Genomic DNA, 20,162 nt, shown 5'->3' on the forward strand with positions numbered 1-20,162 from the left:
CAGATGGGGTATGTGCATTTTACAGAAGATCAGAAACAGAGGGCCGGTTCCGTGGACTTGGTGGATTTTCTTCGGTTAAATGGAGAGAGACTCATTTCAGCCGGAAGGGAATGGCGTTTGAGCAGCGATCATAGTATCACGGTCCGGGGAAATACCTGGTATGATCATGCGGAAGAAAAAGGCGGAAGCCCAATCAGTTTTGTCCAATATGTTTACGGAAAAAACTATCCGGATGCGGTTACCATGCTGCTGAATGGAGAGCAGGGCGTAGCATACAAACAAAGCCAGAGAGAAGAAAGCACAAGGGCGCCGTTTGTACTTCCGCCGTCCAACAGCAACATGCGGCGGGTATATGCTTATCTGTTGAAAAACCGGTTTCTGGATCGGGAGATTGTGGATGCATTTGTAAGAAGCGGCCTGATTTATGAAAGTCTGGAGCCATCAAAGGATGGCGCAAAACAATTTCACAACGCAATTTTCGTGGGAAAAGATGAAGCTGGGACGGCCAGACATGCACATAAAAAGGGAATCTACACCTACGGGAAAAGTTACCGCGGGAATATTGAAGGGAGTGATCCTCGGTACAGCTTTCATTGGAAGGGAATCAGCAATACCCTGTATGTATTTGAATCGCCCATTGATTTGATTTCCTATATTTCACTTCATAAGGAGGGCTGGGAAAATCATAGTTATGTGGCGTTGTGCGGTGTTGGGCGTCAGTCCATGTACCAGATGCTGAAAGAAAATCCGAACTTGAAAACAATCTGTCTGTGTCTGGATTCCGATGCTCCGGGGATAAAGGCGATGAGGCGTATTACAGATGAATTGCTGGAGTTGGGATACCAGGATACGAAGGAGGAACGCTCCATTTATAAAGACTGGAATGAAGACTGTAAGGCCGTGCATGGACAGCCCGCACAAGCGGCTGAGGAGTTTCTGGTACAGCCCGCAATAGAAAGAGAATTAAATCTGGCCTACATCTAAGGCGTTGCGTACTTGTTCTTGGAAAAGGGGGAGTAACTTGTTAGAAAATCAACTTGTGCCACTTGTGTGTGTCGGCATTGGTATGCTTATCATGTTTGGAGTCATACCGCTTGTGGCAAACCATTATTCACTCAATGGTATTAAATCTAAAACCGTAGGAGATGGACAATACGGTACAGCCCGGTTTGCCAGCGAGGCAGAGCTCCGGAAGACATTTGCATATGTGCCATATGAACCGAAGCTGTGGAGGCAGGGGAAAAACCTTCCGGAGACACAGGGACTTGTGGTGGGCGCAAAGTTTACGCAGAGAGGAGTGACGGCACTGATTGATTCAGGGGATATCCATCTGCTAATGATTGGAGCGGCGGGCGTTGGTAAAACAGCCAACTTTTTGTACCCTTGTATCGAATATGCTTGCGCCAGCGGAATGAGTTTCATCTGTACCGATACAAAAGGAGATTTGTATCGGAATTATGCGGATATCGCAAGGAAATACTATGGGTACAATATCTCTATTTTGGATCTAAGAAATCCAACCAGATCGGATGGAGATAACATTCTTGGGATGGTAAATAAATACATGGACTTATACCTGGAGAATCCAGAAAACTTGGCAAACAAGGCAAAGGCAGAAAAGTATGCGAAGATTACAGCTAAAACTATCATCAGTTCCGGTGGAGGAGATTCGTCTTCCTATGGCCAGAATGCGTTTTTCTATGACGCGGCGGAGGGACTGCTAACCAGCGTAATCCTGTTGATTGCTGAATACTGTCCCAAAGAGCAGCGCCATATCATAAGCGTATTCAAACTGATCCAGGACTTGCTGGCTCCATCTCCGGTAAAGGGAAAGAATCAGTTCCATCTATTAATGCAAAAGTTGCCGCCAACTCATAAGGCGAAATGGTTTGCAGGCGCTGCGCTCAACTCTGCGGATCAGGCTATGTCTTCCGTGCTTTCAACGGCGATGTCCCGATTAAACGCATTTCTGGATTCGGAGATGGAGCAGATCCTGTGTTTTGACAGTGAGATGGATACGGAGACCTTTTGCAATTCTAAATCCGCCATTTTTATTGTTCTTCCGGAGGAGGATACCAGTGCGACACGTTTCTAACTGAAAAGGTTAGGCTCAAGGACAAATAAACGAAAAATTGAAAGGAGTTTCTGAAATACGAACTTGAAGAACTGATATTCCAAGAGGTGGAATGATGGTGTAACGCCCTGAAACGCCCCCTTGATACTGCGGCAAGAGGTGGGACTTTGTGATAATCCTGCTGTTTGAAGCCCGCAAAAGTCGGCAGAGAGTCACCCAAACAGGTCGAGCTGTGGAAAGCTGTTCAGAGGTGGACGGTGTGGCCTATATGCCGGAGGTCTAAAATATGCCTATGGTGAGTATGTAGTGTAAAAGACTACTGACGAACCTCAGATTGTAAGAGTCTAAACTTCCGCATAGCAGAAATGCTATGGTCTGCATGGCAGACGCAAGCCGGGGTAGAGTCAAAATTTGGTGTTATGAAATACCCTACGGTGTTACAGGCACCGGAGTAGTTTGCAGGCTTAGATGAGGCACCTAAGGGCATGAATGGAAAGATAGGAATATCGGAACGTGGTAAGGTCAGAACGTGGAGCCTGTCACAAGGCAGAGAAGCGTTAGAAAGGAAAATTCGATGAATATAACTTGCTTTTATCTGGCTGAAAGTGATGCCACAGTACCAGTGAAACGGTGATAACAAGCCGTGGAGGGATAGGCATTAGTCGCAAGAAAACTAAATAATAAAGATTACACAACATGTCATGGGCTCGAGTATGACTAAGAAAAGAAATCTCCATGTTGGAGGTTCTAACCATGACAAACTTGAAAACTCCCAAACGCCAAAAGCTTCGAAACAGTGAATATTATGATGTGTAAGGTGTGTTTAACGAATTATATGCCGTCAGCAAAAAAAGGGAAAAGTATTCGCCGATTTACAGGGGATAATTCAGTCAGAGAAAATATAAACTGGCATATAGAAATATGAAAACAAACAGGGGTAGTAGAACACCCAGAGTAGGCGATAAAACCATTAATGATTTGAGAAGATGGAGCGATACCGACCTTATCAGGAAACTTATGTGGAAGAGAAGTAATAGTAATAAGTATACACTGCAAGGGAGACAAGAAATTCACCAGAACTTGTTTGATATCAATGTAAAAATCTTGCGTTACCTTATGCGGAATTCTATTCTGAATTGGAGTATTGATTATAACGATGATCGAATCTTTCATTATTCCAGACAAATGGTGAAATGTGCAGTAACAGGTAAACGAATGATAGTGGAGGAAATTCACTGTCACCATAAGCTGTCTGTTATGTTTGGCGGTGATAGCCATGCACATTTGACGCTCGTATGCGCCGAAGTACATGGGTTGATTCGCGCTACCCTGAAAGAAACTATTACGACATGGTTAAAAGCGTTGTAGTTGATGGGCTATCAAATCAGGCGTGTAAGCAACCAGCGGAAGCTCTGTGAACTGTGGACGATTTGATAATAGAGTTTGAAAATGTGTAAATCATATTGAAGTTTTCTTGCGATGGAACGCCGGATGAGGTGAAAATCTCATGTCCGGTGTGAAGCGGGGGAAAATCTGGAGATAGTATCAAAGGGTTACCTATCGCTATCAAAGTATTTTATGGTAAGCCTGTTTTTGCAGCAGATCTACAGGGAAATGCTGTCAATCGCAGATGAACATGGAGGGAAACTTCCGAATCGTGCGGTGATTTTTGGAGATGAGCTCGGTACCATTCCCAAGATTGAATCTCTGGAGATGCTTTTTTCAGCTGGTCGATCCAGGCGGATCAGTATGATACCCATCATACAAAGCTTTGCCCAGCTGCAGAAAAACTATGGGAAAGAGGGAAGTGAAATCATCGTGGATAACTGTCAAGACGTTTTATTTGGTGGGTTTGCACCCAACTCGGAAAGTGCTGAGATTCTGTCAAAGGCATTGGGAAATAAAACGGTGTTGTCCGGCTCCATCAGCCGGGGGAAAAATGATCACAGCCAAAGCCTGCAGATGGTTGGGCGTCCGCTCATGACTCCGGATGAATTGAAGTCACTGCCCAAGGGACACTTTATCCTGGCGAAGACCGGCTGTCACCCGATGCGAGTAGAACTACGCTTATTTTTTAAATGGGGGATTGAATTTGAGGAAAAATATGAGGTGGAACAGCATGTGGCAAGGCAAGTGTCTTATGCGGACCGGCTGGAGTTGGAGCAGGAGATTGTTAGGAGACAATTTTGTGAGGATGAGGAGGCAAACTTTTATGAACCACCGGAAATAGAGGGGATTTCAGGCGGAGGTCTGGCGCATGTACCGATGCCAATCAGACAGGCAGTCTCGGGAACCAGACAACCACTTCGGACAGACTAAGGAGGGAGGTATGTGGGATATTACGATTCTGTTTACTCAGAGGAATTACCACACCGTGCGATTTCGGTGTATATGTATTTAAAAGAGCGAGCAGATAAAAACAGCCAGTGTTATCCGGCCATGAGCACCATCGCAGAAGAACTGAAGCTTTCGAGGAGAACGATCCAGCGGGCTGTAGCAGATTTAGAAAAGGCTGGATTTATTAAAACAGAACAACGCTTTAGAAGAAAGGGGGGTAAAAGTAGCTTACTATACACCGTTTTGAAATGATAGGATTACACCAAGGGGATACTCTGCATTTCCGGTGTCCTATGGTATGCGTCACTATGGCGCATGAAGGGAATATCCCATTGCGAGATAGTTTATTAAAACAGAAAAAAATAAGACCATTTAAAACCGCAGTTCATTCAGGGGTGTCTGGGAAGTGACCATTAAAATATTTATAATAGAGTGTTTACGAGTCATTCTAACTGAGTACTGGGTGTCCCTGCCGGAACAGTTCTTCTACTTCATAGAGATCACCGTGAATATAATCCGTTACCCAGTACCATTCACCGGTTCCTCCCCGCACAAGCTCCATACTGGTCATACCGCGTATGTCAACAATTCTCATGAACGCACCTTGCTCTCGCAAATATATCATGCTCTAAAATTTTTCTTTCACGGTTAGCTGGGATACATCATTTTTACACCAGTATGTAGCAAAGACAATCCAGCAGAAAAACTCCACCCAAAATCAGCGCGAGCACGTGTACGGTTCGATCCGCAGTCTTTGACACACAGCGTTGAAAGCAGGGATAAAGCAGATAGAGAAATACCATTCCGCCCGCACCAAATCGCAGACTTGGATTCAATGCAATTCGCCCCTGAAAGTTTGGCGTAAAACGATTATAATCCCACATCCAGCTTCCGGCAGTCCATTCCATCACATAGCTGGCCGCCAACTCAATCACGGTTGTGATGCCCACGATTCCAGCAAAAACCAGTACTGGCGTGATGGGAATTTTACAGACAAGGATACGTGTTTTCATTAGTCGGTACAAGCACAACAACAAAGCCATCGCACCAAAGCCGTACACTGGGCAGTATGGCCCTGTCAATACCCCCCGGTCGGAGTATCCCCACCGATAGATCACAACTTCTAAAAAAATCTCGTATCCCCATCCGATAAACGAGGTCAGCAGAAAAAACAGAAACAGTTCCTCGATTTTTCGCAAAATTTTCTTACTATCAACCAACATCTGGATGTACTCCTTTGTATTTCTTTTTGCAATTTATGGAGTGAAATAATTTTACCACATTTCGGCAAGCAATGCCAGTGTATAACACTGACAATTTTACTGCTTTGACAGGCCAGTAAAATGCTTTCCAGCCGCTTGTTAGGGCCGCCTATTTGCGGCCCCGCGCTATCGCTCTGGGCCTTATTTTCTACCACCCAACTTCTGGCTACCGTGACCATGAAAGAACATGGACATTTTGCTTCCGCACACTCTTTGATGTTGGTGGCTTTCAAATCGCTTAATCGTAACACTTGCCAATAATAAAAGCAGGGAGAAGTTATTTCGGCTGAATAATTACATCTATCCCTAACTTTTGTAACGAACGAAGATTTCTCTTGATTAAATTCTCTTGATTGATAACAGTATAATAATCTGCTCCTAAATCGCAGTATCGAACTTTCTCTTTTAGCATATGATAGATGGCTGTTAGCATGCTGTGCGCAATAGCTGTCAGTACTCGTTTCCCTCCTCTGCGCGCTGCAATTCGTTGGCATCGTGAATAAAAATAGCTTTGCTTATTCCTTATTCCAGCACGGGCGCATTCTACTAAACATGCTTTCAAATATCTATTTCCTTTTCATATTTGGCTACTCATCTTTTTACTGGCGATTTCTTTACATTCTGGCACAAGCCCTGCCCATGAACTAAAACGCAATTTATTTTGGAAGTGTTCCATTTCCACCCTGTTTCTGCCAGAATGCGTTCCACACTTTGCCTCCCGATTCCTGGAATCGCATCCAAAGCCTGAACAGCCCAGCTTATCGGCTCTGTTTTTTAATATTTTCATCTAAAACCGTGATGAGAGAAGTAAGAATTTCTATATGCATTTTTTTAAGACAGAAAAATATTGAGAGACATGCTGATTTTTATTGTGGCAGATATATTGGATTGTTATAATATGGATATGAAGAAAGCGATAAATTACATTTACGGAGGGATATTTGGTGGAATATGGAATTATAGTTGTGATGATAATTTGTGGAGTTTTACTTTTTATTGAAATTGATGAGTTGAAAAAGCAGGTAAAATCTCAGCAAAAACAGATTGATACTTTGTGAAAACAGACAGGAAATAAACAATTAGCAACATATTATATATCAGAAGAGGATAAAGAATATATCCTTCATCTTAAAAATAGTGGTAAGTATGTAGAAGCTGTAAAAAAAGTGAGAGAAGTGACTTCTATGGATTTAGTACAAGCAAAGCAATATGTTGATACACTATAAATTAGATTTGAGGGAGGTAATATCGTGGAAATAAGAAAGGTACATCAAGAATTTTCCGTATGCCAAGTAGAAGATTATTCGTTTGTAAATTTAGGTTCTGAGTATAGTTTCATTGGAAAAACTGATGAAGAAAAATCTCTTGTATGTATCACAAACGAAGTCCCACCAAATGTAATTCAGCGTGAGGACGGTTGGAAAGCTTTTCGTATTCAAGGTGTTTTAGATTTTTTGTTAATTGGGGTACTGTCTAAAATCGCCAGCAATTTGGCAGATAATGACGTTTCGATTTTTGCTGTATCTACTTACAATACAAACTATATTTTGATAAAAAAAGAAAATTATTAAAAGGCAATAAAAACGCTCAGTAAAGCTGGATATAAAATTATAGAGTGATAATTTCCAGTTTGACAATTTTATATCCATACATACAAAGCAGTTAGTCTTGGCAAGGACAGAGGACGGGCTGATGACGAAAAAAGGTAGGTAAGCGGCCCTTGACGTGATGGTAATAGTACTGGAGCCGAAAGAACCAGTGAACACAATCCTTTACCTGAGGGAAGGGGAACTGGGGGACGATGCGTTGTCTGGAATTAGCATAGTCACAATGTTGTGTGATTTTTTGAGAGGATGCTGGGTAGCTATAAATTAAATTGACATCTTGACATTATTCTGAAAATGTCTATAATATAAAAATAAAAATCAATTTCAAATTGGGGAGCGCTTATATGGCAGAACGAGGCAGATACAAGACGAAGCAACAAGATCTCATATTAGAGTGTCTGAAAAAACAAAAATTGCGTTTTCTCACAGTGAGCCAGTTCATGGACTGTCTTAGGGAGAAGGGAGTGGTCGTTGGACAGACAACGGTATACCGGGTATTGGAACGCATGGTCGATGATGGAAAGATGATGAAGCTTCCGATGGAGGATGGTACCAAAGTACGTTATTGTTTTGCGGGTGAAGAAGATTGGAACAAGTTGGGGAAATTGGTATGTATGGGATGCGGTCGTCTTATTCCACTTGAATGTTCTAAAATGGCAGATTTTCTGGAACATATTTATAAGGAACATGGCTTCGAATTGGATCAGAAACACACAATCTTGTATGGCTATTGTGAATGCTGTAAAAATTAAGAGGTCTGTCCTAAAGATTGATCTGTGATGGCAAAATGGCCTTTCGTACGAAAGTCTTGTTACGTAATGTATTTTTGCATGGATACTGACAAAACTTTGTCAATGCTACAAGCAAAATAGCTATTAGTCCCCCAAAAATTAGTTTCTTTTAGTAATGCGAGATAGGACGGGTTTGTGGTAAAGCTACCGTTTATCAGCTGTCTCTTACTTGGGATTATTGAGGATGCTGCAAACACATTCTGTGTCATTGTATTCTAACAAAATTCTGAATGATTGTAGAATAACGATAATGGAGGGGGACCTATATCATAGAATAAACGATTGACGTTTTGAAGCCTGAGGAGATGGCAGGTTGCGAGGCTTATGAAACAGGAAGATCATTGGCTTTAGGCAATGGAGAGTCCATAGGTTAAAAACTGATAGTGGAATAAGATAACATCCGTTCAGGATAAAAGAAAAAGGAGGAGATGAAGTGGATTATTTAGATAAGCATAAAAGAATCTTTGCGTTCGTGACAGCGTTTCTTGTAACCGCTGTGTTGCTTCTCTCTGGCTTTTTTATTGTCACACATATAGAACATGAGTGTACAGGTGAGGATTGTCCTGTCTGCGCGGAGCTTCAGGAATGCGCTGCTACTATCCGCTTGATAACAGAAGTAGCAGGAACAGGAGCCATCGTCATCTTTGCATATATCATTACTCAAAAACTCTTATCATCTTACCAGACTGGACTCTATCTGTGCCCGGTTTCTTTGGTCAGCTTAAAAATCCGATTAGATAATTAAAACTTTCTTTCAACAAGGCTGTTTTCTATCCATATAACCGTTATCCTCTGGAATGGTGTACTCTGTGTATCAGGATACACGGTTTGGCGGAGATACGTTTGGACTGGGAACACGCCTTGTTTTTTGTGTGCTTGTATACCTGCTATTACTGTAAAAAAACACATTTCAGGAGGATGATTATTATGAATAAAAAATTAAATTCTACATTCTGCACACTGGCTGTGACAGCAATGGTTTCTGTTGCTATGCTTTCAGGGTGCTCAGGTACCACCGCTGCACCAGGGGCTTCTGATACAGACCAGGCTTCAACCACCGCTGTGGCAGGTGGAGATAAGAGTATGGGCGAGGCGTCAATGGAGGCAGAGAACACCGATGCTGGGATTGAATCAAAGGATACGGACGGACAGAAGCTGAAGGTAATGGCCAGCTTTTATCCTATGTATGATTTTGCTGTCAAAATCGGCGGTGATAAAGCGGAGGTGACCAATATGGTTCCGGCCGGCACAGAGCCCCATGACTGGGAACCGGCCGCAGCCGATATTAAGAATTTGGAGGAAGCGGCTCTTTTTGTCTACAGCGGCGGGGGTATGGAGCATTGGGTGGAGGATGTGCTTGCTAGCCTGGAAACAAAGAAGTTGGTATCGGTGGAAGCTTCCGCCGGAGTTACACTCAGATCAGGACACATTCATGATGAGGAAGAACATAAGGGAGCGGAGGAACACACAGAGGAAGAAGAACATGGCCATGACCACGGCCAGTTTGATCCCCATGTATGGCTCAGCCCTGTGAACGCAAAGAAAGAAATGGAAAACATTAAGAATGCTTACGTTAAGGCAGACCCGGAAAACAAAGATTACTATGAAAAAAATTATCAGACCTATACAGCCGAGTTTGATAAATTGGATCAGGAATATAAAGATACGTTGTCTGCCCTGCCTAATAAGAGCATTGTAGTGTCTCATGAAGCGTTCGGTTATCTCTGCGATGCCTATGGACTGACTCAGATGGGCATCGAGGGATTGTCTCCTGATTCGGAACCGGACCCGGCAAGAATGGCGGAGATCATTGACTTTGTAAAGGCCAATCACGTCAAAGTTATTTTCTTTGAAGAACTGGTAAGCCCGAAGGTGGCCGAGACAATTGCGGCGGAAACAGGAGCCCAGACCCGGGTGTTAAATCCACTAGAAGGATTAAGCGATGAGGAACTAAAAAATGGCGCAGATTATTTCTCTGTGATGGAGGATAACTTAAAGCAGCTGAAAGCTGCACTTGAATAAAAACAGGAACAGGAGTACTGATGATGGCTGTCATTGCAGTGAAAGGACTGGATTTTTCCTATGGAAATACCCAGATATTAAAGAATATCAATTTTACTGTTCCCGAGGGCCGATTTGCGGTTCTATTGGGACCAAACGGGGCAGGAAAAAGCACCCTGATAAAGCTCATGCTGGGGGAACTTCCGCTAAATGGACAAACAGGTAAGATTGAACTTCTGGGGCAGGAGATTCGGCAGTTTAAAGACTGGAAGAATATCAGCTACGTTTCCCAAAACGGTATGGCATCCTGTCAGAATTTTCCCGCTTCCGTAGAGGAGTTTGTCCAAGCAGGTCTATACACCCAAATTGGAAAGTTCCGGTTTGCCGGAAAAGGGAGAGGGAGCAGGTTCGCCGTGTGCTGCATCAAGTCGGTATGGGAGATTTTGCAAAACGGCTGATTGGCCGACTATCCGGAGGGCAGCAACAGAGGGTCCTGCTGGCAAGGGCGCTGATAAACGCCCCGCGGCTTTTGCTGCTGGATGAACCCACTTCCGGTATGGACGAAGACAGTACTACTTTATTTTACCGGCTGCTGTATCAGATTAACCGGGAGCAGGGGGTGACCATCTGGATTGTAACTCATGATCGGAAACGGCTCATGGCTTATGCAGACGATATCTGGCTTTTAGAAGATGAGAAGATGAAATTGGTCCAGCCAGGCAGAGAGGAGGGAGAGCATGGAAATCTTTGAATATGCGTTCATGCAGCGGGCCTTTATTGTGGGCATTCTTCTGGCGGCCATTATCCCGTGTATCGGGCTAGTGATTGTATGTAAGCGTCTGTCCATGATTGGGGACGCCCTGTCCCATACCTCGCTGGCTGGGGTGGCGGCCGGGCTGCTCCTGGGGCTGAATCCTGTCTTGACCGCTGCGGCTGCCTGCGTGGTTGCCGCTATTGGGATTGAGGCGATACGCAGGAAGATTCCCAGATTTTCGGAAATGTCCATTGCTATCATTATGTCTGCCGGGATTGGCCTGGCGGGCGTTTTGTCAGGATTTATTAAAAATGCAGCCAATTTCAACAGCTTCCTGTTTGGAAGTATTGTGGCAATCAGTAACGGGGAGTTGTATCTGGTAATCGCCGTCAGCATGGCGGTTCTGCTTATGTTTCTGCTTATGTACAAAGAACTGTTTTATGTGTCTCTGGACGAACAAAGCGCCAGGCTGGCCGGGGTGCCCGTAAAGACAGTGAACTTTCTGTTTACTGTTTTAATCGCGGTGACAGTTTCTGTCGCTGCAAGGACGGTGGGGGCTCTCATCGTCTCATCCATGATGGTGGTTCCCGTGGCCTGCGCCATGCAGTTTGGAACGAGTTACCGTCAGACGCTTATTTTGGCGGTGGTTCTGGATATTCTGTTTATGATTACAGGCTTGTTCGCTGCGTACTACCTGGGATTGAAGCCGGGCGGCACGATTGTGCTAGTGGGAGTATTGGTTTTGATATTAGTGTTTGTAGGAAAGAGAATTCTGAGATGAAAATAATTATATGAAATTGCAAAAGAGAAAAAAGCAGTACGGAACAGTAGGAAAATATTGCGGCAGGGATTTGTATATTAAAAGAACAGTTAGAGGGAGACTACAGAGAAGGATAGGCCTAAGAAGAGGTAAGAACCGATACCTCTGCCTGGCTATAATTTGCGTCTGCCTGCTGGCTACAGGCGGTCTGTTGTTTAAAATGAGAATACTTCTGGGTGATAGGGAAATATCGACCACGGCATCTGCCGCAGAGTCAGCTTCGGCTTCTGGCAAGGAAGCTTCGTCATCTCCTGGTGAGAAAGCTTCACTATCCTTATTTGACAAGACGGATGAACTGCTGGCCCAGGTGGATAGAGCCGTTTCCCAGTATGACTATGACAGGGCTGTGGAGCTGCTTGTAGGAAACGGGGCTGATAAGGAAGATCCGAGGATTGGGGAAAAACTTTCTGATATTGAGGCGGTAAAGAAAACTCTGGTGGAACAGGACATTTACCAGATTACCCATATATTCTTTCATATTCTGGTAGAAGACCCAGGAAGGACATTTCTAGACACAGCCCAGGGCAAGGGCTACAATTCTGTGATGACCACGGTTCCGGAATTTGAAGCGATCCTGACTCAGATGTATCAGAGAGGTTATGTGCTGGTCGGCATTCACGATTTGGCGGAGGTGAGTGAGGACGAAACAGGGATGGAACAGATGAGAGCGAAGAAAATCCTGCTTCCCCCGGGCAAAAAAGCATTTGTTATGAGCCAGGATGATGTCAATTACTATGAATACATGGAGGAGTCTGGCTGCGCGCGTAAAATACTTTTGGATGATCGTAGGAAACCAGTTTGCGAATACATGGATCAGGATGGAACTGTCTGGATTGGGGAATATGACTTAGTTCCCATTCTCGACCGTTTCGTGGAGGAACATCCGGATTTTAGCTACAGAGGGGCCAAGGCAATCTTGGCCCTGACTGGATATAACGGTGTCCTGGGATACCGCACCGATGAAACGTACGATCCGGCCTCTCCAAACTATGATCCAGACATGAAACCAAATCCCAATATCGAGGAAGACCGGGCCTATGTAAAAAAACTAACACAGGCACTGAAAGAGGATGGTTATGAGTTCGCTTCCCACTCCTGGGGACATCGGGATTACGGGAAAATTGACCTTGAACATATGAAAGCAGATATTGAGCGATGGGAAAAGAATGTGGCTCGTCTGCTTCCCGATCCCTGCGACATCATGATTTATCCCTTTGGCTCCGATGTGGGGGACTGGAGGCCCTATACGGAAGAAAATGAAAAATACCGATACTTGCAGAGCCTGGGCTTCAGGTACTTCTGTAATGTGGATTCCAGACCATATTGGGTGGAAACAGGAGGCCAGTTCCTCCGGCAGGCCAGACGGAACCTGGACGGCTACCGGCTGTGGATGGATTATGGCTGCGGTGCAAATGGGCTGTCCGACTTAATTGATGTGAATACGGTATTTGATGCGCGCAGGCCAACACCGGTTGGATGGAAGTAAGCAATACCGGTTGGTTGGAAGCGGCCGGCAGAAAGGAGTGTATATGACGGATGTTTATGTGATATCTGGCTTTTTAGGAGCGGGAAAGACGACACTGATTAAAACCATGGTGCATTCCGCGTTCAAGAACAAGAAGCTGGTTGTGATTGAAAATGACTTTGGGGAGGCCGGGATTGATGCCGGGCTGCTCAAGGAATGCAACTTGGCGGTTACCAGTTTAAGCGATGGGTGTATCTGCTGCAGTCTGACCGGAGACTTTGAGAAAGCGATGGAACGCATATTAAAGGACTACATACCGGATGCCGTATTGGTGGAACCATCCGGCGTGGGCAGATTATCCGATCTGATTAAAATCTGTTTAAAACAGGAGGACAGGGGCCTTATCCATCTGAAAAGGACAATAACCGTGGTGGATATACGGTCATTTGATAAATATAGAAAAAATTACGGGGGATTTTTTGAGGATCAGATTGCTTATGCCGATTTGATACTGCTAAGTCACCAAGAGGAAGGGGGGCAGGAAATTCAATCAGTTAAGATTAAAATTCAGGAAATGAATCCCGAAGCCAGAGTCGAGGCGGATTTTTGGGAATCCATTCCTGCATCTGTATTCCGGTATGGCCCGCGAAACAGCAGCATTTTTAAGCTAGAAATGGAAGCAGCGGTCTCTATGAAACCTGTGCGGATTCGCAGCTGTAGGGAACCATCCCGTAGAACCGGTTTTATCAGGCGTCACTTCGCCAGAGATGTCTTTTCTTCTGTTACTATTGAGTGGAAAGAACCCATTACGGAGGAGCGGCTGGGGAAAAAGATTCTGCATGTTGTGAAACATGCAGAGGGGGAAATCCTCCGAGGAAAAGGGATTGTGGCAGATGGACGCCGGGGATTGGTATTCCACTATCTGCCTGGCAGTTTAAGCATTGAACCCGCAAACATAGTTGGGAACCAGGTTTGCTTCATAGGCACCGGCCTGGATGAACAGCAGATACATACATTATTCAGAGAGGAAACAACATGACAACACCGGTATGGGTCATAACTGGACTGCTGGATTCGGGAAAGACCACGCTCATCAACCAGTTGGCTGAACAGGAACTGGATGAACTGGATATCCTGGTCATCCAGTTTGAATCAGGCGAAACACCTCTGATAGAACAAGAACGTGTGAAGAAACTGGCATTCTCCAAGAGCCAGCTGGAACAGAGTCCATTCGGCATTGCCGATACCATCATTCACTACATTGATAAACACAGACCTGATTTAATTCTGATCGAATGGAACGGGATGGAGCATTTCCATAAACTGGAGGAAATGTTTCTCCAGTTTTCTGCAAAAGCAGTGCTGAGTATTGAAAAGGTGGTTTATGCAGCGGAGGGAGCCAGCTTTAAGACCAGGATTCCAGATGCAGGAGTGGCAACATTTTCACAGATTGCGGGCTGCGACTGCGCTTACGTGAGACTGAAGGGAAATCGGAAATCTCGGAATGGCATGGATGTTCTTTATGGCTGCAACCCAGATATCCAGGTCTATACCAGCTGGAACCGTTTTGTACGCGCCTTGTTCCGTTTCGGTATGAAGCCTCGGCATTGGTTCCTGATGCTTCTGACTGCGGTCATGTTGTATATGGCAGCTTTTTCCGTGCTAAATGATGCGGGGGCTTCGCCAGAACGGTATATAAGCATATTCCTTGGGGTTTTTCTTCAGGCAGCGCCCTTTTTGGCTGTTGGTGTCCTGCTTTCCTCCCTGATTCAGGTTTATTTAAAGCCGGACTGGATTCAGAGAAGATTCCCCAGAAAAATTCTGTCTGGCCAGCTCTTTGCAGTGCTTGCCGGTTTTTGCTTGCCGGTATGCGACTGTGCATCCATTCCTGTATTCAAAGGTCTGGTCAAAAAGGGGGTACCTATGCCGGCTGCTGTGACCTTTATGCTGGTATCCCCGGTGATTAACCCGGTAGTCATCCTCTCCACCTGGTATGCGTTTAATGGCAATTACAAGATCATCGCGGCCAGATGCGGCCTGGGTATCTTGTGCGCCGTACTCTGTGGATTGACCTATCTTTTTAAACCGCCTGTGAATTATCTGGTGGAATATGCCATGCCTATCCAGGCGGCGTGTGGGGATTACAGCCTTCTGGAAGAAAAGGGGACTCAGTTGTCCCGTTTTTCTCTGATGATGCGGCACGCGCAGAATGAATTTTTCTCAGTGGGCAAATTCCTGCTTACCGGAATCTTTGCATCCACCCTGTTTCAGGATATGATTCCACGGGCAGTTGCCGCAGGCGGCGCCGCGGCACCGTGGAAAGCGCTTCTGGTGATGATGGGGTTGGCCTTTGTGTTGTCCCTCTGTTCCTCCTCCGATGCGGTAGTGGCCAGAAGTATGGCCGGGAGCCTTCCGGTGGGGGCTGTCCTGGGATTTTTGGTGTTCGGCCCTATGATGGACATCAAAAATGCCGCCATGTTGCTTTCGGGTTTTAAATCCAGTTTTGTTATTCGTCTTTTTGCAACCACATTTCTTGTCTGTTTTCTTGTGATAGGTGTATTTATGACAGGGGGAAGCGGAGGAATCAGAATATGACGCTGCGGGGAAAAGGAATCAACCTTCAGGTATTGACAGAATGTATCTGTTATCTGTTGTTTGGATACCTGTTGTTTCAGCTTACTTATTCAGGCGGGTATTTAAATTATGTGACTCCAAGGATGAAGCCGTATCTTTACGGCATGTCTGCTTTAATGTTTTTATGGGCGGTGTTTACAGGAAGGTACTTACTGACACCCCGGTATCGGGTAAAGCTGGCCCGTTCTTTTGTTTTTATTATTCCGATTCTGCTGCTTGTCTTCCGTCCGGCCGATCCTGGGGGGAGCAGTATGGTCAGAAGCTATGAGAGCTCCGGTTTTTCCATGAGTTCCGGAAATGGCGGCGGCCAGATGGCGGGAAATCCGGGGCGGCAGACAGCGGGGAGTACTGTGAGACAGACATTGCCTGCGGCCGGAGGAGAATCCAGGGGGCCTTTCTCCGATGGAGAATCAGGTTCAGGGCTGCCGGACGGGGAAAATACAGAAACGGATGGATACAGCGGAACTGATGCTTATCCAGAAGATGATACCGGACAGTCCTTCGGAGAAGAAAATCCATGGTATGACTTAAATGGTCTGGACGAGGCGGAAAAAACCATTACGATTGCAGATGAAGATTACTACACATGGATGTATGAACTGAGTAACTTTTATGAAAAGTATGAAGGCTATACCATTGTAATGAAAGGGTTTGTCTACCGTGCTCCAGACATTCAAAAAAAGTGCGATTTTGCCCTGGTCCGGCTGTCCATGTGGTGCTGTGCCGCGGATCTAAGCCCAATTGGTTTTCTGGTGGATAGTGACAATGAAGTGACATTCAAGGATGACGACTGGGTGACGGTAAAGGGCACATTTGGAATCAGCGAGGATGGAGCCTCTCTGATTTTAAAGGCCCAAAATATAGAAGCGGCCGAAAAACCCGAAGAAGAATATGTTTATCCATATTTCTAATCGGAAAATAGGATGAGGGAGAATTGAAAGGAAAATCAAAGCTTGAAAAGTAAAACAGGAGCAGAATACAGTGGAGCAATACAGGAAACTGTGCCAGAAATTAAAAGGGGAAGGGGAACCATGCGGCTTTAATCAGCCTGCCAAAGAATGCCTCCCCAATCCGGCTGCATAAACGCTGCCGGATTATCGGTCATTATCATAGATATCTGCTCAAATAAAGAGGACAGATTGTATATTAGAAACCGGTCTACAGAGGCGGGGGGGGGGGGTAGAGAAATAAACATTTGACAGGGTAAAATCCGGAAAGGAAGATGTGCTCATGAGAGTCAAGGTAACATTGGCATGTATGGAGTGCCACGACAGAAACTATGCAACAACTAAAAATAAGCAGAAGCACCCGGAACGGATGGAGGTAATGAAATATTGTCCGAGGCTTTGGAAATATACGCTTCATAAAGAAACAAAATAAAACGATGGATTGCATTTGCTTTTAGAGTGTGTTTGAGAATTTAAAATTGCACAAAATATATGTTTTGCTACTCTTTTTCATGATACAAAAGTAAAAACATCCAAAATCACGAATCGAATCAAAAATAAAACAAAAAACGTGTGTTACGCATTTATTTAGAAAAAACGGGGCAGCTACGGAATCCGGAATTTCAAACGGTTCCGAACCCGGATACTTCACTGTACATCATAGGATAAAAAGGTCGGTAATGCGGAGGCTTATTTGGCATGCCCAAAATCAGTAAAACCTGGAACTAAACATAAAAAGGGCCCTTTTCATAGAATTGGGGCGGGATTTTAACAAATCCCACCCCAACTATTGACAAAGAGCCTATAAAAAGAGCCCTTTTCATAGAACTGGAGCAGGATTTTACAAATCCCACCCCAGCTATTGACAAAGAGCCTTAGATACATAACGCACGTTTTTTAACAATTTCTTATTTAATAAATGAAAACAACCGCAACATTATTTTGCTACCGTTATAGCATGCATATCACTTAAATTAGCATTATGAACGCGGCCCGTTTGAATTTCAAAATTTACAATCGGCGTATAATAGTAATCACCACGTGAATCACTTAAAGCGACCATTGCAAGGTATCCTCCATCAGGCAATATTTGCTCTCCGACTTTGCTGCTTACGCGATAAATAAACTTTTTACCATAAATTTTCTCATTTGTACTTCCCGTACTTTGACTGGTTTCATATATGACTTGAATTGCATCACCCGGTTCTACATTTTGTGTGTTTCTCATTAATGTATCACCGCCTTCTTTATAAGACGTCATATCATAAACTCCTAAAACGGAGAATTCACCGCTCTCGTATTCATAACCTATCACAAGGTAGGAGTCGGTTCCGTTATAAAGTACCGGAGCACGATAGCGGATTCTTTCTTTTGTGGTATCAATTACCTCCACTGCCAATGGCTGTCCGTCAATGGAAAGCCATTTTCCCGAAAAATTAGTATTGAGAATTCCTTGTTCGTTCAAAAAAACCAACCGATCTTCTCCAAGATAAGTAATCATACCATTTTCTGTATCCAACTGACAAAGACAAAATGTCATATCCTGCAAAAGATTTACAGCGGAACTGTCAAGCGGGATATGAAACTGTGCATTATCTGAAAGTTGTATATCCGCCTCGGTAAGCATTGACAACGGTGTAGTATCAAGAACCGGAAAGGTTCCGTAACCCTTGCTGTAGGCGTAGGTTTGCAGTTCACCATTGAGACATCCTGCCAACTTGTAATAATACAATGTTTTTATGTCATTATTGGAACAAATGTTGTTGATGTAATTCAGATAATAACTTAATCCTTCCATGTTTTTCAATTCGATGGGAAAATAAATCGAAAGCCCTTGGGATTCTCTCACATATGAGCTTGCCCGGTTGTAAAGCACGGTTTCATCCAACGTATCCAAAACAGCTTGTGTCTCAGCAGGATAAATCTCAGATAGTTCTCTCATGAACACCGCAAGGTCAATGGTGTTAAATACGCTGTAGGCATCACTGGCGTAACGTACCGATTGAGCCGAAGCCCTTCCAAGTTCAGACATAATCCAGGGTTCTTGCACGATATCTCGTAGTATTGCAGTCACCAGTTCTCCGTAACGGATATAAACTTCATTAGCTTTTCCTATGTCTGTGATGGAAAAAGTACAAGGAAAATCAATGCCAAAATCTTTCAACCGAATTGCCTGTTCAGTGTAGTAATCAATATAGCTGTCAGCAATAATCTGACCGATTTGCGCACCATTCATCGATGTATCATTGACAAATTTCTCTAACCAGGCTGCGTAATCCCAACCTTCGCCTGGTTCTAATTCTTCGCTGGCCGCCAAATATTTTCCGTATCCATGCAGTGAATGTGCCACTTCAACCGAGGCCATCAAGCAGGCATCAAATCCAATCAATTCAAATGGAGGTTCTGACTCATTCTGTTCATAGACCGCTCCAAGTGCAGCGGACATCTCACTGAGCGAAAGACTGTCCTGACCATATAGTTCATCGGACGCAACCCCAAATGCGCCGGCACCATGATTCCAAAAAAGAAGAACTTTGTGATCCGCGGGAAAGTTTTTGTTGCAGTAATTCAGAAAGTCGATAAGAGTTTCCTGTTCCCCCATATTTTGTGGCGGGTTATTTTCTGTAGTTTGAAAGCCTTTGCTGTCGTAAACAAACCTTTGGGAACGGTTAGGATTTACTTCCGGTGAACTCCATCTGCTAGCCCCACCCGTTTGGATAATAAATTTCACATTTTGGGGCAATGCAACCGAAAGGATTTCATCAATGTCAGCAGATGCATACCCAGGCTGCATATCTGCTACGACTTCATCAAATTCCCCTGCCGTTGTTTTAGAGGCCTCTATTGCGGGTGGTAGATACATATTCGTAGGAAGATCTATTCCTTTTTCTCGAATGTCTGTTACGAACTGCCAAAACTGAGTATCCATTTGTTCCTGTGTTTTTTGGATATAAGTAGCTGCTTCGGGCATTATTAGATACTTTGTGACATCAGAAAGCCGGTTCACATGGTTGCTTTCCAGGTCACTTCCGCACATGTAAATGTAAAATGCCCATGTATCATCCGCATGACAGGTGGGCAACGCTGCAATTCCTTCTGCACCGTCTGTATCAATCGGTACCTCAGAGTAAATTTCCTCCTTTGATACCGGCTTTTGGGAACAGTAATCGAAATACCATTCATCAACGAGCGTCAATATCGGGTTCATACAGAAAACGCCAATAATTAACACAAGACCACATACGGCAACAGCCCCAATTACTCGCATTCCCCAGTAAAGCGCCTTTTTTCGAAATGATAAGTCTTGATATGCCTTTCTTTTTGTGAGTTTGGCAGCCTGCCTCGCTTCCTTCTTTTGTTTTTTCAAATCTATTGTTGTAAACGAACTCAAATTATCTTTTTCAGAATCAGTTTCTTTTCTTATGTTCATTGCCTATCCCTCCATGATGTGGTTTAAAAGAAATCTCTAT

Annotated in this window: 15 protein-coding genes and 3 pseudogenes; 15 read left to right on the forward strand and 3 right to left on the reverse strand. The window is 44.4% G+C overall.

What is annotated here, in order from left to right:
• Window positions 1-3 precede the first annotated feature (3 nt).
• The 4 genes and pseudogenes from I2H39_RS06415 (at window position 4) to I2H39_RS06430 (ending at window position 4,663) form a co-directional block, all read left to right on the forward strand.
• Window positions 4-984, forward strand: a complete 981-nt coding sequence (locus I2H39_RS06415) for a DUF3991 and toprim domain-containing protein (RefSeq protein ID WP_118077422.1) — start codon at window positions 4-6, stop codon at window positions 982-984.
• Between the two features lie 82 nt (window positions 985-1,066).
• A pseudogene (locus tag I2H39_RS06420) lies at window positions 1,067-2,092 on the forward strand (type IV secretory system conjugative DNA transfer family protein); the annotation flags it as partial.
• 1,548 nt (window positions 2,093-3,640) lie between these two features.
• Window positions 3,641-4,393, forward strand: a pseudogene (locus I2H39_RS06425) (TraM recognition domain-containing protein); the annotation flags it as partial.
• Window positions 4,394-4,405: 12 nt separating this feature from the next.
• Entirely contained in the window at window positions 4,406-4,663 is a 258-nt protein-coding gene (locus tag I2H39_RS06430) for a helix-turn-helix domain-containing protein (protein ID WP_118077420.1), read from the forward strand.
• Window positions 4,664-4,859: 196 nt separating this feature from the next.
• On the opposite strand, the gene I2H39_RS06435 is transcribed toward I2H39_RS06430, so the two are convergent.
• Window positions 4,860-5,006, reverse strand: a complete 147-nt coding sequence (locus I2H39_RS06435; RefSeq protein WP_156703686.1) for a hypothetical protein — start codon at window positions 5,004-5,006, stop codon at window positions 4,860-4,862.
• Window positions 5,007-5,079: 73 nt separating this feature from the next.
• Window positions 5,080-5,634 (reverse strand): putative ABC transporter permease, encoded by a 555-nt coding sequence (locus I2H39_RS06440; RefSeq protein ID WP_118077419.1) that lies wholly within the window; start codon window positions 5,632-5,634, stop codon window positions 5,080-5,082.
• A 1,289-nt stretch (window positions 5,635-6,923) separates the two neighbouring features.
• Here I2H39_RS06440 and I2H39_RS06445 point away from each other — a divergent pair.
• The 11 genes and pseudogenes from I2H39_RS06445 to rpmG all read left to right on the forward strand — a co-directional run bounded on the left by I2H39_RS06445 (window position 6,924) and on the right by rpmG (window position 17,125).
• Entirely contained in the window at window positions 6,924-7,244 is a 321-nt protein-coding gene (locus I2H39_RS06445; RefSeq protein WP_118077418.1) for an ACT domain-containing protein, read from the forward strand.
• Between the two features lie 380 nt (window positions 7,245-7,624).
• Entirely contained in the window at window positions 7,625-8,032 is a 408-nt protein-coding gene (locus tag I2H39_RS06450; RefSeq protein ID WP_118077417.1) for a transcriptional repressor, read from the forward strand.
• A 472-nt stretch (window positions 8,033-8,504) separates the two neighbouring features.
• On the forward strand, window positions 8,505-8,816 hold the full coding sequence (locus I2H39_RS06455; RefSeq protein ID WP_118077416.1) for an AraC family transcriptional regulator: 312 nt from the start codon (window positions 8,505-8,507) through the stop codon (window positions 8,814-8,816).
• Window positions 8,817-8,998: 182 nt separating this feature from the next.
• Window positions 8,999-10,093, forward strand: coding sequence for a metal ABC transporter substrate-binding protein (locus I2H39_RS06460; RefSeq protein WP_002571365.1), 1,095 nt, complete (start codon window positions 8,999-9,001; stop codon window positions 10,091-10,093).
• A 23-nt stretch (window positions 10,094-10,116) separates the two neighbouring features.
• Window positions 10,117-10,823 (forward strand): annotated as a pseudogene (locus tag I2H39_RS06465) (metal ABC transporter ATP-binding protein).
• Window positions 10,810-11,607 (forward strand): metal ABC transporter permease, encoded by a 798-nt coding sequence (locus I2H39_RS06470; protein ID WP_002565713.1) that lies wholly within the window; start codon window positions 10,810-10,812, stop codon window positions 11,605-11,607. The pseudogene I2H39_RS06465 and the gene I2H39_RS06470 overlap by 14 nt, the downstream one beginning before the upstream one ends.
• A gap of 199 nt (window positions 11,608-11,806) precedes the next feature.
• Window positions 11,807-13,132 carry a polysaccharide deacetylase family protein gene (locus tag I2H39_RS06475; RefSeq protein ID WP_227146765.1) on the forward strand — a complete coding sequence of 442 codons (1,326 nt, stop codon included), beginning with the start codon at window positions 11,807-11,809 and terminating at the stop codon, window positions 13,130-13,132.
• A 43-nt stretch (window positions 13,133-13,175) separates the two neighbouring features.
• Entirely contained in the window at window positions 13,176-14,150 is a 975-nt protein-coding gene (locus I2H39_RS06480) for a GTP-binding protein (RefSeq protein WP_022512821.1), read from the forward strand.
• A complete protein-coding gene (locus tag I2H39_RS06485) occupies window positions 14,147-15,706 on the forward strand; it encodes a permease (protein ID WP_118077413.1) in 1,560 nt (519 codons plus the stop codon). Before I2H39_RS06480 ends, I2H39_RS06485 begins: the two co-directional genes overlap by 4 nt.
• Window positions 15,703-16,656: a TIGR03943 family protein gene (locus I2H39_RS06490; protein ID WP_118077412.1), complete on the forward strand. Its 954-nt coding sequence runs from the start codon at window positions 15,703-15,705 to the stop codon at window positions 16,654-16,656. Before I2H39_RS06485 ends, I2H39_RS06490 begins: the two co-directional genes overlap by 4 nt.
• A 319-nt stretch (window positions 16,657-16,975) precedes the next feature.
• Window positions 16,976-17,125: a 50S ribosomal protein L33 gene (rpmG, locus tag I2H39_RS06500; protein ID WP_118077411.1), complete on the forward strand. Its 150-nt coding sequence runs from the start codon at window positions 16,976-16,978 to the stop codon at window positions 17,123-17,125.
• 504 nt (window positions 17,126-17,629) lie between these two features.
• On the opposite strand, the gene I2H39_RS06505 is transcribed toward rpmG, so the two are convergent.
• Window positions 17,630-20,122: a clostripain-related cysteine peptidase gene (locus I2H39_RS06505; protein WP_118077410.1), complete on the reverse strand. Its 2,493-nt coding sequence runs from the start codon at window positions 20,120-20,122 to the stop codon at window positions 17,630-17,632.
• Window positions 20,123-20,162: the final 40 nt, after the last annotated feature.

Origin of the sequence: Clostridium sp. 1001283B150225_161107_B6, assembly GCF_015556325.1 — a bacterium.
GTDB lineage: Bacteria > Bacillota > Clostridia > Lachnospirales > Lachnospiraceae > Enterocloster.

Bases quoted from the DNA above. Each gene is read 5' to 3' on its own strand.
- I2H39_RS06415 (WP_118077422.1), top strand. From the start codon at position 4: ATGGGGTATGTGCATTTTACAGAAGATCAGAAACAGAGGGCCGGTTCC.
- I2H39_RS06475 (WP_227146765.1), top strand. From the start codon at position 11,807: ATGAGAATACTTCTGGGTGATAGGGAAATATCGACCACGGCATCTGCC.
- I2H39_RS06460 (WP_002571365.1), top strand. From the start codon at position 8,999: ATGAATAAAAAATTAAATTCTACATTCTGCACACTGGCTGTGACAGCA.
- I2H39_RS06450 (WP_118077417.1), top strand. From the start codon at position 7,625: ATGGCAGAACGAGGCAGATACAAGACGAAGCAACAAGATCTCATATTA.
- rpmG (WP_118077411.1), top strand. From the start codon at position 16,976: ATGAGAGTCAAGGTAACATTGGCATGTATGGAGTGCCACGACAGAAAC.
- I2H39_RS06490 (WP_118077412.1), top strand. From the start codon at position 15,703: ATGACGCTGCGGGGAAAAGGAATCAACCTTCAGGTATTGACAGAATGT.
- I2H39_RS06485 (WP_118077413.1), top strand. From the start codon at position 14,147: ATGACAACACCGGTATGGGTCATAACTGGACTGCTGGATTCGGGAAAG.
- I2H39_RS06435 (WP_156703686.1), bottom strand. From the start codon at position 5,006: ATGAGAATTGTTGACATACGCGGTATGACCAGTATGGAGCTTGTGCGG.
- I2H39_RS06505 (WP_118077410.1), bottom strand. From the start codon at position 20,122: ATGAACATAAGAAAAGAAACTGATTCTGAAAAAGATAATTTGAGTTCG.
- I2H39_RS06440 (WP_118077419.1), bottom strand. From the start codon at position 5,634: ATGTTGGTTGATAGTAAGAAAATTTTGCGAAAAATCGAGGAACTGTTT.
- I2H39_RS06480 (WP_022512821.1), top strand. From the start codon at position 13,176: ATGACGGATGTTTATGTGATATCTGGCTTTTTAGGAGCGGGAAAGACG.
- I2H39_RS06470 (WP_002565713.1), top strand. From the start codon at position 10,810: ATGGAAATCTTTGAATATGCGTTCATGCAGCGGGCCTTTATTGTGGGC.